The organism is Rubricoccus marinus (assembly GCF_002257665.1).
Taxonomy (GTDB): domain Bacteria; phylum Bacteroidota; class Rhodothermia; order Rhodothermales; family Rubricoccaceae; genus Rubricoccus; species Rubricoccus marinus.
Genome location: NZ_MQWB01000001.1, coordinates 1,775,687 through 1,791,142 on the forward strand (window position 1 = coordinate 1,775,687; position 15,456 = coordinate 1,791,142).

11 protein-coding genes are annotated in these 15,456 nt (G+C 67.5%); 8 read left to right on the forward strand and 3 right to left on the reverse strand.

All coding sequences use genetic code 11. The features are described from left to right. The first annotated feature begins 157 nt into the window (after positions 1-157). Positions 158-685: a fasciclin domain-containing protein gene (locus tag BSZ36_RS07440; RefSeq protein WP_094547477.1), complete on the forward strand. Its 528-nt coding sequence runs from the start codon at positions 158-160 to the stop codon at positions 683-685. A 65-nt stretch (positions 686-750) separates the two neighbouring features. On the opposite strand, the gene BSZ36_RS07445 is transcribed toward BSZ36_RS07440, so the two are convergent. After that, positions 751-1,791, reverse strand: coding sequence for a DUF4249 family protein (locus BSZ36_RS07445; RefSeq protein ID WP_094547479.1), 1,041 nt, complete (start codon positions 1,789-1,791; stop codon positions 751-753). A gap of 3 nt (positions 1,792-1,794) precedes the next feature. Then, positions 1,795-4,047, reverse strand: a complete 2,253-nt coding sequence (locus BSZ36_RS07450; RefSeq protein ID WP_094547481.1) for a TonB-dependent receptor — start codon at positions 4,045-4,047, stop codon at positions 1,795-1,797. A 190-nt stretch (positions 4,048-4,237) separates the two neighbouring features. Here BSZ36_RS07450 and BSZ36_RS07455 point away from each other — a divergent pair, with 190 nt between their 5' ends. Further along, positions 4,238-4,522, forward strand: a complete 285-nt coding sequence (locus tag BSZ36_RS07455; protein WP_094547483.1) for an FmdB family zinc ribbon protein — start codon at positions 4,238-4,240, stop codon at positions 4,520-4,522. A 128-nt stretch (positions 4,523-4,650) separates the two neighbouring features. Here the strand turns inward: BSZ36_RS07455 and BSZ36_RS07460 are convergent, their stop codons facing one another. After that, entirely contained in the window at positions 4,651-5,319 is a 669-nt protein-coding gene (locus BSZ36_RS07460) for a hypothetical protein (protein WP_094547485.1), read from the reverse strand. A gap of 245 nt (positions 5,320-5,564) precedes the next feature. Between BSZ36_RS07460 and BSZ36_RS07465 the strand changes: the two genes are divergently transcribed. The 6 genes from BSZ36_RS07465 (at position 5,565) to ileS (ending at position 15,411) form a co-directional block, all read left to right on the forward strand. Beyond that, positions 5,565-7,796, forward strand: a complete 2,232-nt coding sequence (locus BSZ36_RS07465; protein WP_094547487.1) for a CYTH domain-containing protein — start codon at positions 5,565-5,567, stop codon at positions 7,794-7,796. A 205-nt stretch (positions 7,797-8,001) separates the two neighbouring features. Beyond that, on the forward strand, positions 8,002-9,267 hold the full coding sequence (gene hemH / locus BSZ36_RS07470) for a ferrochelatase (RefSeq protein ID WP_094547489.1): 1,266 nt from the start codon (positions 8,002-8,004) through the stop codon (positions 9,265-9,267). A 4-nt stretch (positions 9,268-9,271) separates the two neighbouring features. Continuing rightward, positions 9,272-9,754: a class I SAM-dependent methyltransferase gene (locus BSZ36_RS07475; protein ID WP_094547491.1), complete on the forward strand. Its 483-nt coding sequence runs from the start codon at positions 9,272-9,274 to the stop codon at positions 9,752-9,754. 114 nt (positions 9,755-9,868) lie between these two features. Continuing rightward, positions 9,869-10,624, forward strand: coding sequence for a triose-phosphate isomerase (gene tpiA / locus BSZ36_RS07480; protein ID WP_094547493.1), 756 nt, complete (start codon positions 9,869-9,871; stop codon positions 10,622-10,624). Next, positions 10,621-11,982: a GWxTD domain-containing protein gene (locus BSZ36_RS19690; RefSeq protein WP_218827604.1), complete on the forward strand. Its 1,362-nt coding sequence runs from the start codon at positions 10,621-10,623 to the stop codon at positions 11,980-11,982. Before tpiA ends, BSZ36_RS19690 begins: the two co-directional genes overlap by 4 nt. Before the next feature lie 195 nt (positions 11,983-12,177). Beyond that, positions 12,178-15,411, forward strand: a complete 3,234-nt coding sequence (gene ileS, locus BSZ36_RS07490; protein ID WP_094547495.1) for an isoleucine--tRNA ligase — start codon at positions 12,178-12,180, stop codon at positions 15,409-15,411. Positions 15,412-15,456: the final 45 nt, after the last annotated feature.

Consider the following 15,456-nt stretch of genomic DNA (forward strand, 5'->3'; position numbering starts at 1 on the left):
AAAACCGCGTCAAGGGTAGCGGCGTGTACCAACCACGCACCCGCTCCGCCTCTGGCGCGAGCGCTCGGACAAACACTTACGTCCGCTTGGGTGTCCATCGGCTACTCGCCCTCTTTGGGGCTCGGTAGTCTGTTTCACTTCCAACCCCTCCCTTCTCATGAAGACCCTTCTCTCCCTCTTTCTCGGCCTCACGCTTCTCGCAGGCTGCTCCTCCTCCAGCGAAATGGAGATGGACGCCAACGCCGGCGTGATGGTAGGCGGCTCGATGATGCTGCCCACTCAGAACCTCGTCCAGAACGCCTCTGGCGCCAGCAATCTGACCACGCTCGTCGCGGCCGTAACGGCTGCCGATCTCGGCGCGACGCTTTCCGGCCCCGGCCCGTTCACCGTGTTCGCTCCGCCGAACAGCGCCTTCGCCGCGCTTCCCGCTGGAACGGTTGACAACCTGCTGAAGGCCGAAAACAAGGCCCAGCTCACCGCTGTCCTGACCTACCACGTCGTCCCCGGCCGCCTCAGCGCCGCTGATCTCCGCGATGGCCAGATGCTGACGACCGTAAACGGCGCGCAGCTTCAGGTCCGCAAGATGGACGGCAAGGTGATGGTCGGTGGCGCAACGGTTACGCAGGCCAACGTGTACGCCAGCAACGGCGTCGCCCACGTTATCGACAAGGTCCTGCTTCCATAGTCCGCCTCCGGACCTCAGACCCAGAAGGGCGTCGCACGCGTGTGTGGCGCCCTTCTTTTATGCCGCTACGGTACGATGGTCGTCGTCACGGATGTCCGCGCAAAGGACCCGAACACGCCGAGACCGCTGTCGTTCTCGATGTTCGTCGTCACATTCGGAATCTCCCCGGGCGAGATGGTCGTCGGGTTGAACTGGACGGACTGCGTGGAGATAAACGCCACGAGCGCTGGGTCCAGCGAGTTCAGCGTAAACGTGTGCGGTCCGAAAAAGCTCACCGCCAGCCACGGGACAATTACCGTGAGCGTCCCGTCCCCGTTGCGGACGTACGACTCCTCGTTCAGCAGGGGCGACTCACCTCCCGCGATGTCCTCGGGCAGGAAATCGCAGTCGTATGCGCCATTCCCCAGCGGCTCGCAGTCGATGCCATCGATAAACGAAGCGGCGTCCGCGGTCGGGCCAAAGCGGCCCTCGACGAACTGGCGCCGGAGTCCGAAGGACTCGTCGTCCCGCTGGTACACCTCGTAGTCGTCAATGGCATCGGCGGAGATGCCAATCAGGAACACGTTCTGATCGCCGCTGGCGGCGGCGCCCGAGCGTACGCGGAAGCTCGGTCCGAGTCCGTTGAAGCCCTGGAGGTACGTCACCTCTGGCGCCACGTCCTCCGCCAGGGTTACCGCCTCTGGCGTCGTCGTGCGCGCCGTGATCAGGGGGCGGCCCGGCACGTCGGCCCTGAATGCGTACGTGCGGCCGGGCAGCGTGATCGACGTCGAATCATCGGTGACGTAACGCCCTCCCCCAATGTGCGCGTAGGCGTACTCCGCCTCTGGCGCGCCAGAGGCGTCCAGAAGCGAGATCGTGATGCTCGCGTCCGTGACCGGGGGCGTGGCGCCAGAGGTCCCGCCCAGCGCGGTCGTGCGCGAAAGCGTCACGGCGCGGAGCGGCTCGCCCACCTCGAGGATCGCGCTGACGACGATCTGCTCCTCGTAGTCGGGACCGCTGAGGTCGCAGCCCTTGGCCACGAGGAGAAGGAGCACGGCGGCGACGGCGCGCGCCAGAGGCGCGGCGGTCGGGGTCAGCCTCTGGCGGAAGGAGAAGAAGGGCGTCATCGGCTAGAAGTCGAGGCTGAACGAGACGTTCGGCAGGAAAGGAAGCTGGCGCACGAAGTCGACGGTGATGGGGTCGGTGTCGAAGTCGTAGGTCGGAAACCAGATGTTGCGGCGGCTATAGACGTTGATGGCCTGCAGCTGGAGCTCGTAATCGCCCACGCCGAAAAAGCGCCCGACGCGCTTGAAACCCACGTCAACGCGGTGGTAGGGTGGCAATCGCGCGTTGTTGAGCGCGGTGGTGTACAAGCCATCGAGCTCGCCGTCCTCTAGGAAGGGAACGTCCGAGACGGTATAGCTCGCGTCGGCGGACGTGTAGGCCTGTCCGGTCGCGTACTTGCCGACAGCGGTCGCGCTCCAGCCTTTGCCCAGGTCGTAGGAGGCCACGATGTTCAGGTCATGCAGACGGTCGTACTTGGGCGCGAAGAAGTCCTCGAAGCCGAACTCGCCGGGATAGCGGCGGCGCGTGACACCCAGCGTGTAGCCGATCAGGCCTGTGGCCCGGCCGAGCCCCTTCTCTAGCAGGATCTCCGCCCCGTACGCGTAGCCCTCGCCGACACGGAACAGCTCGTCGTAGTCCAAGCCGCTCACGTCCTGGACGCCCGGCCGCTGGTCGAACAGATCGCGCAAGAGGCGGCCGTACAGCTCCACATCCAATCGGTACGCCTTACCGACGCGGGTCTTGAGTCCGAGCACCATCTGCTCGGACTCCTGCGGCACGACGCCCTGACCGACGGTCACCCACGTGTCGAACCCGGAGAACGCTTCGTTGGAGATCAGCGAGAGGAACTGGTGGTACCGCCCGGCCGCGAGTTGGACTACGGTGTCGGAGCCGAGCTTGCGCTCGATCTGCGCCTGCGGCGAGAAGCGGAGGTAGTCCCCGCGAGAGAAGTACTGCGCGCGCAGACCGCCCGTCAAGATCCACTGTGGCGTGGGCCGGACCTTTGCCTGGACGTAGCCAGACCCGTACCCCGATGGGCTCGTAAAGTCGATCTGGACCTGCTCGTTGAAGGTCTGCTTGTAGTCCAGCCGGAAATGCCCTCCCCACGCGCCGGTCGAGACCTCCAGCTTCTCACTCGGGAGCCACTCCAGGTCCACGCGGCCAGAGTAGTCCGTGACCGTGTTCGTGTTCGTGAACTCGGTCCCGAAGACGAGCGCCTCCGGGAGCGAGAAATAGCGGCTGGCCGTCGCGCGCGTCTGCAGGAACGTCGTCTCGCCGAGGATGCGGTTGTAGGACGCCGAAAGCGTCCGGTTGCCGTAGTCGAGGTCGAACTGCGAGTTCTCACCAAACGGCACGCCGACGATATCGCGCCCGGCGTACGCCGAGACCGATACGCGGTCACGGTCGGTGAGGTCGACACCGACCTTAGCGTTGAGGTCGTAGAAGTAAAACTTGTCCGGGATGCCGTCCTGATCCAGGTTCTCGCGCAGCGTTGCCAGGAGCGGCTCCAGCGTGGAGCGCCGCGCGTTGAAGGAGTACGAGCTCCGCCCCACGCCCGGGACAGGTCCTTCGATGCCGACCCGGCTCGCCAGAAGCCCAACCGAAACGTTGCCGTGGGTCTCGTTGCGGTTGCCGTCTCGGTTGTAGATGTCGATCACCGAGCCCAGGCGTCCTCCGTAGGTCGTCGGGTACGCCCCTTTATAGAGGCGCACGTCTTTGATCGCGTCCGTGTTGAACGTGCTGAAAAAGCCGAAGAAGTGCGTCGGGTTGTAAACCGTCGTGCCGTCTAGGAGGATCAGCGTCTGGTCCGGGCTACCGCCGCGGATGTATAGGCCGCTGGAGAAGTCGCTGGAGGACTTCACGCCCGGCAGCAGTTGGATCGCGCGGAAAAGGTCCGCCTCGAACGCCGTCGGGAGGTCCTTGACGAGCCGGATCGGCACGTCGATCGTGCCCACCGCCGCGGCCTGCTCGATGGGCTCGTCGGCCTCGACCACCACCTCACCCAGCGAGGCCTCTGGCGCGAGGTCGATGTCGATCCGCTGCGTCTCGCCAGAGGCCAGCGCGATGCGGCGCGTCAGCGTCTGGTACCCGATAAACGAGTAGCGGAGCGTCAGCGAGTCCGCGGGCAGGCTGCCCAGCGTATAAAACCCCTGGACGTTCGTGGCCGACCCACGCCCGGCCGCGGAGCCGTCCACGACCACGACGTTGGCACCGATCAGCGTCTCGCCAGAGGCGGCGTCGCGCACGAACCCGTTGACAGATTGGGCGCCCGCGGAAGCGGCGAGGAGGAGGAAACAACCGACGACGAGAGCGCGCATGCGAGAGCTGGAAACCGTGGGGGATGGACGCAGCCCCACGTGACATGGGTACGCGCGCTGGGCGGAGAACGCGAGAACTCGCCTCTGGCGAGACGCGAAACGCCCGCACTTCGTGCGCGTGTCAGACCAAGCTCACGCGAAGGCGTGCGCCAGAGGCCCGTTCTAGCTTTCCCGAAACACCCGACGCCCCATGCCGACTTACCGCTACCGCCGCGCCGACGGCACCACCTTCGAGCACTTCCAAAAGATGTCTGACGACGCCCTGACGCAGGACCCGGAGACCGGAGAGCCCGTCGAGCGCGTGATCTCCGGTGGCGCCGGCCTGCAGTTCAAAGGCTCCGGCTTCTACCTGACGGACTACGTCAAGAAAAGCGGCGGCGAGGACAAGAAGGCCTCTGGCGACGCGAAGCCGGCCAAGGCAGAAAAGGCCACCGCGAAGCCCGCAGCGAAACCCAGCACGAGCAGCTCCGACTAGAGACCGCGCGCGTCCGATGTAGCCTGGACGCGTTGCTCGCCGTGCACCGCCAGAGGCCTCTGGCGCACAAGCAAAGCGCCCACCTGGAGATCCGGGTGGGCGCTGTTTCGTTCGGCGGACGCCAGAGGCTAGTCGCGGAACTTCTTGATCCAACCGTCAGCCTTCTTAGCGACGACGCCGGTCACGGCGACCTTGACGGCGTCGCTCATCACGTCGGCGAAGTCTTTCGCCTTGTCGACGCCTTCCTCGGCGGCTTCGCCTGCGCGCTCAGCGACGTGCTCGGCGGCTTCCTTCAATGCGACCGCGGCGGCAGCCAGGGCTGCTGCGGAGGCGGTTGCGGCGTCGCCAGCGGTGTGCTTGGCTTCGGCGTACGATCCTTTCGCCTGCTTCTGAAGCACCTTCGCGCGCTTCTCGACGCGCTCGGTCAGGGTCGGAGGCTCAGGATCGGGCGACATCGCGATAAGCAAACGACCGACTACGAGGCCGACGCCGCTGGCGGCGAGAAGCGCCAGGCCGGGGTGCGCCTCTGCCCACTGCTTCACCTTCTCGACGGGGCTGTCGCTCGCGTAATCGTCGGGCATCTCGTATTCCCCCGGCGTAGGCATGGCGACGCGGCCTGGAGCGGGCGAGGCTGAGCCAGAAACGGCCTGCTTGGCAGGCTCAGCCGAACCGGTGGGCACAACGGGAGCGGTATCGGTAACGGGCTCGGGGCCGCCAGCCGTCTTGTCGGAGCCGACGTTGGCGCGGTCCGCGAGAGGCTCGTCGGTGGAATCGGTGTTGGGGTTCGAAGTGGCCATGGTGAGAGGGAGAGTTCGGAGATGGGGGCCCTTGGGAGGGCGGTAAAAGGTGGTACGCCATCTCTCTCGGATCGTTTCTCGAAGAGCGTGCGTGATGCCGTACGCCTCGGCGAGAGCAGGCCTACCGAAGGCATAGAGCCTGTCTCGACGCGCCAGAGGCCGCGCGGGGCTCTTGCGCGAGGTGTCGCGCAACGTGACCGAATGGAGCGGCTGACTCGTAGATTGCCGAATCACCGGTCCCGCTCATGCCTTCTCGTACCTACGTCGCACAGCGCCCCGGCGCCTTTGGAGGCCTTGTCCAGGCGCGGGACCTCGCGGGCTACCAGTTGGAGGCCCTCCCGTCGGTCAACATCCGCGATTACTACTTCGACACGGAGGACGCGGAGTTGCTGCGGCAGGGCATGTGCCTGCGCGTCCGCGAGCAAGGCGGCGAGCGGCGCGCCCTTCTGCGTGGCGTCCGGCCGGACGACCCGAGGCTGGAGATCGAGGCGACCCTGGACGGCCCGCACACCGAGGTGTTCGACACTCCCAGAGGACTGCTCCATGAAGCGCTCGAATCGCTCGTCGGCGGTAGCGCGCCGGGACTGGTGGAGCCGTTGCATCCCCTGATCCGATTCCGGCAGTACCGCACCCCCCGGATGGCGTACGACGGCACCCGCCTTCTCGGCCTGCTCTCGTTCGACGTGGTCGTGATCGAGTTGCCCGAGGGGCCGTACGCGACCAACGAATTGGACATCGAGCTATCAGACGCGGGGCACGAAGCCGACCTGTACGCCCTCGACCCGTTGCTCCGAGAAGGTGGCCTCGTACCGGTCGCGCTTACCAAGTTCGAGCGTGGCGTGATGCGCCTCCCCCGCTCCTTGACGGAGCCCTTGTTGCTGCTGCCCGACGAGCGCGAGGCGCTTGAGATCCTCGCGGAGTCGGACCAGGCTCTCCACCGCCGCCGCGCGCGTGTGCTCCTGCTCGACGCCAGAGGCTTCCGCTCGTCCACGATCGCGAACCAGGTCGAACTCAGCACGGCGCGCGTGAGGCACTGGAAGCAGCAATTCCGGGAACAGCGGATGGCCATTTTCGAGATGCAAACCCGAGCGCCCGCCTCCGACCACCACGCGTACCGCGTGTCGGAGATGATGGCCGGTGGCGCGGAGGCCGTCGCGCCGGTGGCGATCTCGCCCGACCGCGTCCCCCCGATGGACTCGGCTCCGCGCCCCAAATCTGCGCGCGCCGAGGTTCCGTCCGAGCCCCAGGCCTCTGGCGACGGCGCCCCCCCGATGCGTCCCGAGATCGCGCTGCCGTCCGGAGAGGTCAGCGACATCGAGGATCTTCTCGCCCTGTTTCAGCCCGGCGAAACGACGACACCCATCCTCCACGACCCCGTGGACGAAGACGGCGTCCCCGAGCCCGACGCAGAGCCGCACGAGGCCTCTGGCGATGTGGCGGAGCCCGCACTCACGGAGCCCGCCGCGACGCCAGACGACCGGGAGAGCGTTCCGGGACTTCGAGTCGAAGCGCCGGAGTCAGCATCGCCCCCAGAAGTACGGCCCTCGCCGACGGTCCACTCCGTTGCTCGCTCGGCCGTCTCGCCGATCGGGCTGACCGCAGCGGAGACCGCGCCAGAGGCCTCTGGCGACCGGCCCACGGCCCGACGTCCCCGCATCCAGCCCGACGATTCCATTTTGGAGGCGGCGCTGCAGATCCTCTCGTACCACTTCGGCCAACTCGGGTGGTGCGCGGCAGACCTGGACCGGCCACGAGGGCCGTTCCGGCTGCTGCTGGCGGTGCACCGCGTCCGCCTTTCGCTGGAGGTCTTCGAGCCCATCTTGCCCCGCGAGACGGTCGAATCGCTGCACCGCGGGCTCCGGCGCCTCGCGTACGGACTCAACCACACGTTCGACCTCGAACGACTGATCGAAGACAACCCCGGGGATGACGCCATCGAGTTGCGCCGCCAGAGGTCGCTCGATTCGCTTCGCACCGTTCTCCAGGGCCACTCTTTCGAGTCGTGGATCGGGCGCGCGCAGCGGCTCGTCGAGCGACTGGCGTCCCAACAGCGCGCGGGCGTCGAGACGCCAGACGACGCGCCCCACGTGTGGGACGACTACGTCGCGGACCCCGGCGTGATTCCGGGCCGCACGCGGGTCCGCCACCTGCTCGGCAGCGCGCTCTGGCAACGCATTGAGGCCTTGATCTCCTGGGAAAAGGACGGCGCCGCGCCAGAGGCCGACGTCGCGTACCACCTCGCTTTGGCTTGCTCCGGCATCCGCTTCGTGCTCGGCATCGCGGAAACCACCGCCCCCGGGCCCGTGCGCCAGGCCGACGCGATCCTGGACCGGGCGGAAGCGCGTCTGATGTCGCTGCACCTCTCGCGCGAGACCACGCCAGAGGCCGAGCGCCAACGGGAACTGCACGAAACGTGGGCCGAGCTCCGCGGCCCCGAACTCCGGCACGCCTTTGCCGAGACGCTCGTCGCGCTCTAGGAATACGAAGCGCGCGTGGACAGGGCCTCTGGCGCGCTGCAATCGCCACGCCGCAGCGCGGCAGTATTCAGGTACAGTCAAAACCGGAGGTCCCGGCCACGCTTCACCCTCTCGCCATGCGCGGGGGGGACGCGATGGAGTTACTTGCTCATACGAGCCCGGGGAAATCCCCGGCTGTTTCCGTTCACCGCAGCGTCGAAACGAGATGACCCCACGCGAGTACCTCGCAGGCTTTCAAGATGACCCCCGATTGATCTCGGGGGCGTTCTACGATCAGGCCCCGGTGGAGGTACGGCGTGGCGAGACTGTCGGTGTGGTGCTCATGAACCACGGGGGCCCGCTAGAGCGTGCCGACGTGGAGCCCTTCCTGTACAACCGGCTCATGGACCCCGCCGCGATGCGGATGCGCGTCCCGGGATTCATCCGCGACCGGTTTTCGCGGCTGTACGCCAAGCGCCGGGCTCGCAAGCTCATGCGCGAGTACGAGCTAATTGGCGGGGAAAGCCCGGTGGTCCGCCACGCGAGAGAGCAGGCCAAAGCGCTCCAGCGGGAGCTCCAGGACCGCTACGGCGACTCGCTCGGCGTTCAGTTCAAGACGTTTGTCGCGATGCGGTACGGGCACCCGACGTGCTACAACGCCGCGCGCGAGATGGTGGCCGCTGGCGTGGACCGGCTGGTCCTTCTCCCGTTGCACCCGCACTACTCCAGCACGACGACCGGTACTTCGCTCGCCTTCTGGAAGGCGTTGGAGGACAACGGCGAGATCGAGTCTCGCCCGACCAGCTACGTCTACGAGTACGCCGCCCACCCCAAGTACATCCGCGCGCTTTCTGAGCGGATCGACGAGGGATTGCAGCGGTTTCCCTCTTCCGTGCGTGACCGCGTCAACATCGTGTTCACGGCGCACGGCGCGCCGCTGCACGCGCTGAAGGAAAGCCGCGACCCGTACTGCTGCCTGGTCCACGCGACCGTGCAAGAGGTCACCAAGTACCGCGCAGATACCGACGGCGGGCGCTTTTCCCACGTCTCCTTCCACCGCGTCGGCGTGCCCGGCCGTGGCCTGGGACCGAGTACGGGAGAGGTCATCGAGCAGATCGCGGACGAAGGCTTCGAGGGCATCCTCGTGGTGCCGGTCACGTTCACATCTGACCACATCGAGACCGCGTACGGCCTGGACGTGGTGGAGCGTGCTCGCGCTGTGACGGCGGGAATCGAGCATTACGAGGTCGCCAGCGGCCTCAACTGCCACCCCCTGTTTATCACCGCGCTCGCGGAGACCGCGACGGCCCAGATGCAGGTGGCCTCTGGCGACAACGGGGACGTGACGCTTCCGCCCTCTATCGCCTCGCTTCCGCGACTGGACCCCGCCTGCCGCGCCGTGCGCTGCCGCTGGTGCGCCCACATGCGCGAGGCAACAGATTGGAGCACGGTTCAGGACGAGTCCACCGTCGAGGAAACCGTCACGTTGTAGCCGGATGGACCACCTGCTCAGAACACTGGCAGCGGTCCCGCCCCTGGCCCGCATCCTGCACGTCGGCTGTGGGGATGGCACCTTGACGGCTAACATCGCCCGACTCGGATTCGAGGTCTGGGCCTGCGACGCCAACCCGGAGCCTGCCCGCGACGCACTCGCGGCCGTCCTCGGCCCTGATGTGGCCGAGGCGCGCGTCTCCCGAGCAACCCCGGATTCGCTCGGCTTTGCCGACGACACATTTGACTGGGTGGCGGTGCATTTCGAAGCGCTCCCTACGCCAGAAGATTTCGCCTACGTGCACCGCGTGATGCACCCTGGAGCTTGGGTCTGGGCCAGCGCACCGGCCGGCTCGCCAGAGGCCCTGGAAGCGGCAGCCTCTGGCGCAGGCCTCGCGCTCTCCGAACGCGCGGCGGCGGACGAGAAGAACGGCGAGCCGGTGGTCCGAGGCATCTTTCGCCGGGTCGGGGACGACGTGAGGGGGTAGACGCCTCTGGCGCCAGAGGCGCGCACGTGGATCGTTTTGCAAGGGTCACAGCACCGGTCGGGAAGCAGCGGCCGCGCTCGGTATCTTCGGGCCCCTCCCCCACCCTGAACTGCAATGCTCGTCGTCGGCAACTGGAAAATGAACACCTCGCACGCAGAGGCGATCGCCCTCGCGGCCGACGTGGTTCGGGAAACTGAGGGCATCGCGGGGAAGGCCGGCGTGGGCGTGTGCCCGCCGTTCGTGTGGCTGGACGCCGTCGCAGAGCGCGTGCGGGGTACCCAGGTGGCACTCGGCGCGCAGAACGTCGCCGCCGAGGCCTCTGGCGCGTTTACCGGCGAGACCTCGGCGCCGATGCTGAGCGACCTGGGATGCACCTACGCCATCGTCGGCCACTCTGAACGCCGCGCCCTTTTCGGAGAGACCGACGCGGATGTAGCCGCCCGCGCCAGAGGCGCGATGGCGCACGGGCTGGTGCCCATCGTGTGCGTCGGCGAGACGCTGGAGGAGCGCAAATCGGGCGACGCGGAAGCAGTCGTGCGGCGCCAGCTAGAGGGGTCGCTCGACGGCCTCGACGTGGCCTCTGACGACGCCCTCGTGATCGCGTACGAGCCCGTCTGGGCCATCGGCACGGGCGAGACGGCGTCTCCCGAGCAGGCGCAAGACATGCACGCCACCATTCGCGCAGCGCTCCGCCAGAGGCTGGGCGACCTCGCCTCTGGCGTGCAAATCCTCTACGGCGGCAGCGTCAAGCCCGGCAACGCCGCGACGCTGTTCGCGCAAGAGGACGTCGACGGCGGGCTCGTCGGTGGCGCGTCGCTGGATGCGGCAGGCTTTGCCGCGATCGTGCGCGCAGCGGCCGAGGCTGCGTGAGCCGAGCCGCGCTCGCGTTTGCCTTCTGCGGCCTCGCCCTTCTCGCGGGCTGCGGCGGCGCGCGGCCGTCGGCCGACGGCCGCGCCAACGGTTACACCCCCGGCGTGCCGGATTTCGATCTGGACGCGAGCGTCATCTCGGCGGTCGACCCGGTCGAGATCGAAGCGCTGGTCTCGATTCCGCGTTCGTCGCTCGTGTTCACGCGTGATGACGAGGGCTTCCGCACGATCGTCCGAACGGCGTTCCGGCTGTCCGACCTCGAGAACACGCCTCTGGCGTCGCCCGCCCGCGCAGACACGCTGCGCGTGGCGACCTACGCCGAGACGGCCTCGTTCGTGCCGCTCGTTGTACGCCAGCGGCTGCCTGCCGTTGCCGGCGCGCTCGTGGTACAGGCCGAAGTGGAGGACGTGCGGACAGGCCGGACGGCGCTCCGACGCCTCAGCATCCGGGTCCCGGAGCCGAGCGAGGGGCTGGCGCTCGGCCTCCCCCGCCTCCGCGGCATCCTGGCCACCACGCAGGCCTATCAACCACTCCTCGCTCTCGGCGTGCCCTCAGACCTGGACTCCCTCCAGGTCCGCCTCGACGTGTTCGGTGCCGCCGGGGCCGTTTCGGTCCGCGCCGACCTCTTGCGGCTCCGCGCGGACACGACGGTTGCGGAGCCGCCCTCGGCGTTTGCCCCCTCGCGCGTTTCGCTTCGCGCCAGAGGCGTTCTCGCGAGCGACCCCGACACCGTTCTCGTCTCGCGCCAGAGGATCCCATCTCCAGATGCGCGCCTGACCATCGAGACCGCGCTGCCGCCTCTGGCGCCGGGCGTGTACCGGATCGTCATGACGGCCGAGGGCGACGCGCGCGAAGAAGCCACCACGGAGCGTACGTTCGTCGTCCGGCCCGAGGATTTTCCCCTGCTCGTCGGCGTGGAGGACTTGGTTCAGCCTCTGGCGTACCTCGCCACGCCTCGCGAGAAGAACCTCTTGCGCGATGCCGGCCCCGACTCGCTCCGCTTCGCGTTCGACGCGTTCTGGGGCGGACTTTTCCGCGACCGCCGCCAGGCTGCTGCCACCTTCCGCGCCTACTACGAGCGCGTCGAAGAAGCCAACCGGCGCTTTTCGACCTACACCGAAGGGTGGAAAACGGACCGCGGCATGATCTACGTCATCTTCGGACCGCCCGAGCGTGTCGAAAACCGCTTCGACCGCGAAGTGTGGTCGTACGCCAGCGGCGTCTTCGCCTTTGAGCGCACGGCGCGGCGCGAGAGCGGCGACGCCCCGTTCGACGTGTGGACTCTCGTGCGAGACCGTGCCTATGACGCGCAGTGGCGCCGCGCAATCCGCCTCTGGCGCAACGGCCAGCCCCCGTGAGTCCGTGCGTTGCGCGAAGTGGTCTCGGCGACGATGCACCTGCCTGACTGGCCAGTTGCTCTCTTGCAGCCGCTCCTACTTCGCCTGCACAGCCCGCGGGAAGTGCAGACATGAACCTCTAGGCGAAACCGGGCCTCTGGCGCCAGAGGCCTGAGGTGTAGCGGTACCTTTCGCGCTCCACTTCCAGAGCCGCAGATGCCCACCGCTTCCCGCTACCCCGACGCCGACGCCTTCGACCAGGTCACGGTAGAGAAGGCGATTCTGGACCGGTGGGACGCCGAGGACACGTTCCAGCGCAGCCTCGATCTCCGCGACCGCGCGCCGACGTTCGCCTTCTACGAAGGCCCGCCGACGGCGAACGGTAAACCCGGCATTCACCACGTTCTCGCGCGGACGCTGAAGGACCTCTTCTGCCGCTACAAGACGATGAAGGGCTTCCGCGTGGACCGCAAGGCGGGCTGGGACACGCACGGCCTCCCGGTCGAGATCGAGGTCGAAAAGGCGCTCGGGCTCGAAGGGCGTCACGCCGTCGAGGAGTACGGCATCGCGGAGTACAACGCGGCCTGCCGCGAGAGCGTACTCAAGTACAAGGGCCTTTGGGACTCTCTGACGGTCCGCATGGGCTACTGGGTGGACCTCTCGGCGCCCTACGTCACGTACGAGAACGAGTACATCGAGAGCGTCTGGGCGTTGCTCCAAGTGCTACACCAGAAGGGGCTGCTCTACCGCGGGCACAAGATTCAGTGGTACAGCCCCGCCAACGGGACCGTTCTCTCCAGCCACGAGGTGAGCCTGGGTTACGAGGAGGTGCAGGACCCGAGCATCATCGTCCGCGCGCCTCTGGCGGACGAGCCTGGCACGTCGCTCTTGGCGTGGACCACGACGCCCTGGACGGTCCCCAGCAACGCCGCGATGGCCGTCGGCCCGAAGATCCGGTACGTCAAGGTCCGCGTCGCGAAAGAAGGCGGCGGGACGGAGCACCTCATCGTCGCCGAGAGCCGCATGGCCGCGACGATCAAAGACGAGAACGCCGTCATCGTGGAGCACCTTACGGGCGCCGACCTCATCGGGCGCCGCTACGAGCCCATGATGCCCGAAGCGGGCGAGTGGTTCGTGGACCGCGCCACGGGCGACGAAGCGTTTGCGCGCGAAGGCCTCTGGCGCGTTGTCGGCGCCAACTACGTCACGACGGACGACGGCACCGGCATCGTCCACACCGCACCCGCCTTCGGCGCCGATGACAACCTGACGGGCCAACGTGAGGGCATTCCGCTGCTCAACCCCGTCGAGCCCGACGGCACGTTTGCCGAGGGCTTCCCGGTTTGCGGCGGCCTCTGGTTCAAGGACGCCGACCGCCCGATCATCCGCGACCTCGCCGCCCGAGGCCTCCTCTGGCGCGAGGACTCCTACGTCCACAACTACCCGCACGATTGGCGCAAGGGCACGCCGCTGATGTCGTACCCGGTAGACTCGTGGTTCGTGGAGACGACGCGGGTCAAGGATCGGATGGTGGAGCTCAACCAAACGATCAACTGGCAGCCGGAAGCCATTGGTACAGGCCGGTTTGGCCAATGGCTGGAGAACAACGTGGACTGGGCACTCAGCCGGATGCGCTACTGGGGCACGCCGCTTCCCATCTGGGTGAGTGACGAGGACCCGGACTACGTGGAAGTCATCGGCAGCATCGAGCAGCTCCGCGAGAAGTGCGGCGGCACGTTCCCGCCAGAGGCGCTCAACCCGGCCTCTGGCGAGGTAGACCTGCACCGCCCCTACGTGGACGCGCTGACGTGGCCGGCGCCCAACGGCGGGACCATGCGCCGCATCCCGGACCTGCTGGACGTGTGGTTCGACTCGGGCGCGATGCCGTTCGCGCAGTGGCACCAACCCTTCGAGAACGATGACGCCTTTGCGCGCAACTACCCGGCGGACTTTATCGCCGAAGGCGTAGACCAGACGCGCGGGTGGTTCTACACGCTCCACGCACTCGGCACGCTCATCACGGACTCGGTCGCCTTCAAGAACGTCGTCGTGAATGGCCTTGTGTTGGACGCCAGCGGCCAGAAGATGTCGAAGTCCAAGGGCAACGCTGTGGACCCGTTCGCCGCCATCGCGACGCACGGCGCAGACCCGGTGCGCTGGAACATGATGGCCGCGAGCCCGCCGTGGGAAAGCCTGCGCTACTCCGACGACGCCGTTCTGGAGACGCGCCGCAAGTTTTTCGGCACGCTCGTCAACACGTACCGCTTTTTCGCGACCTACGCGAACGTGGACGGCTACCACTACGACGAGGACGCCGCGACGCCTCTGGCGCGCCGGAGCGAGCTGGACCGCTGGGTGCTCTCGCGCCTGCAGAGCACGATCGCGGAGACCGACGAGGCCCTCGACGGCTACCACCCGACGCGCGCGGCCCGCTCCATCCAGACGTTCGTGGACGACATGTCCAACTGGTACGTCCGCCGCAGCCGACGCCGGTTCTGGAAGAGCACGGACGACGCCGACAAGCGCGCCGCCTACGACACTCTCTACGAGTGCCTACGGACCGTCGCGCAGCTCATGGCGCCTCTGGCGCCGTTCACCGCTGAGTGGTTGTACAGCCAACTCCGCCCCGGCAAAAGCGTCCACCTTACCGATTTCCCCGAGGCCTCTGGCGAGCGGTTGGACACCGACCTCGAAGACCGGATGGCACTCGCGCGGGCCGTCGTAACCGCCGCGCTCGCGCTCCGCAACGATGCTGGCATCGGCGTGCGTCAGCCTCTGGCGGAGTTGCTTGTTGTGACCGACGTGGACGGCGTGGACGAGGCAACGCTCCGGTCCGTCGAGGACGTGATCTTGGACGAGGTGAACGTCAAGCGGCTCGAAACGGTGAGCGGCAGCGGCGGGCTCGTCAACAAGAGCGCACGGCCCAACTTCAAGACGCTCGGCCGCCGGCTGGGCAAGAACATGGGCGCGGCCAAGGCACTTATCACCACGCTCTCGCCAGAGGCCATCGTGGCCTACGAGCGCGACGGCACGCTTACGCTGCCGCTGGCGGGCGAGGACGTGACGTTCGTCGCGGGCGACATCGAGGTCGTCAGCGAAGGCGTGGAGGGCCGCCCCGTGCGTCAGGAGACCACGGGCGACCGGACGGTCACCGTCTCGCTGGACACGGCGTTGACCGACGACCTTCGCGCCGAGGGCATTGCGCGTGAGTTCGTCAACCGCGTGCAGGCGCTCCGCAAGGACGCGGACTACGAGGTGACAGACCGCATCGAGATCGTCTACGCGGCGCCAGAGGCCGTCTCCGCGGCCCTTCTGGCGCACCACGAGTACGTGAGCGCGGAAACCCTCGCGCTCGCGCTTTCGTCCGGTGACGCCTCTGGCGACGCCGCGACGGAGACGGATTTCGGCCACGGCCCCGTTACCATCGCCGTTCGCCGCCCCGCGGCTTAGCGCGCAACGTCTCGCGCGTTCGCTCGTCTACGCCCGACGGCCTCT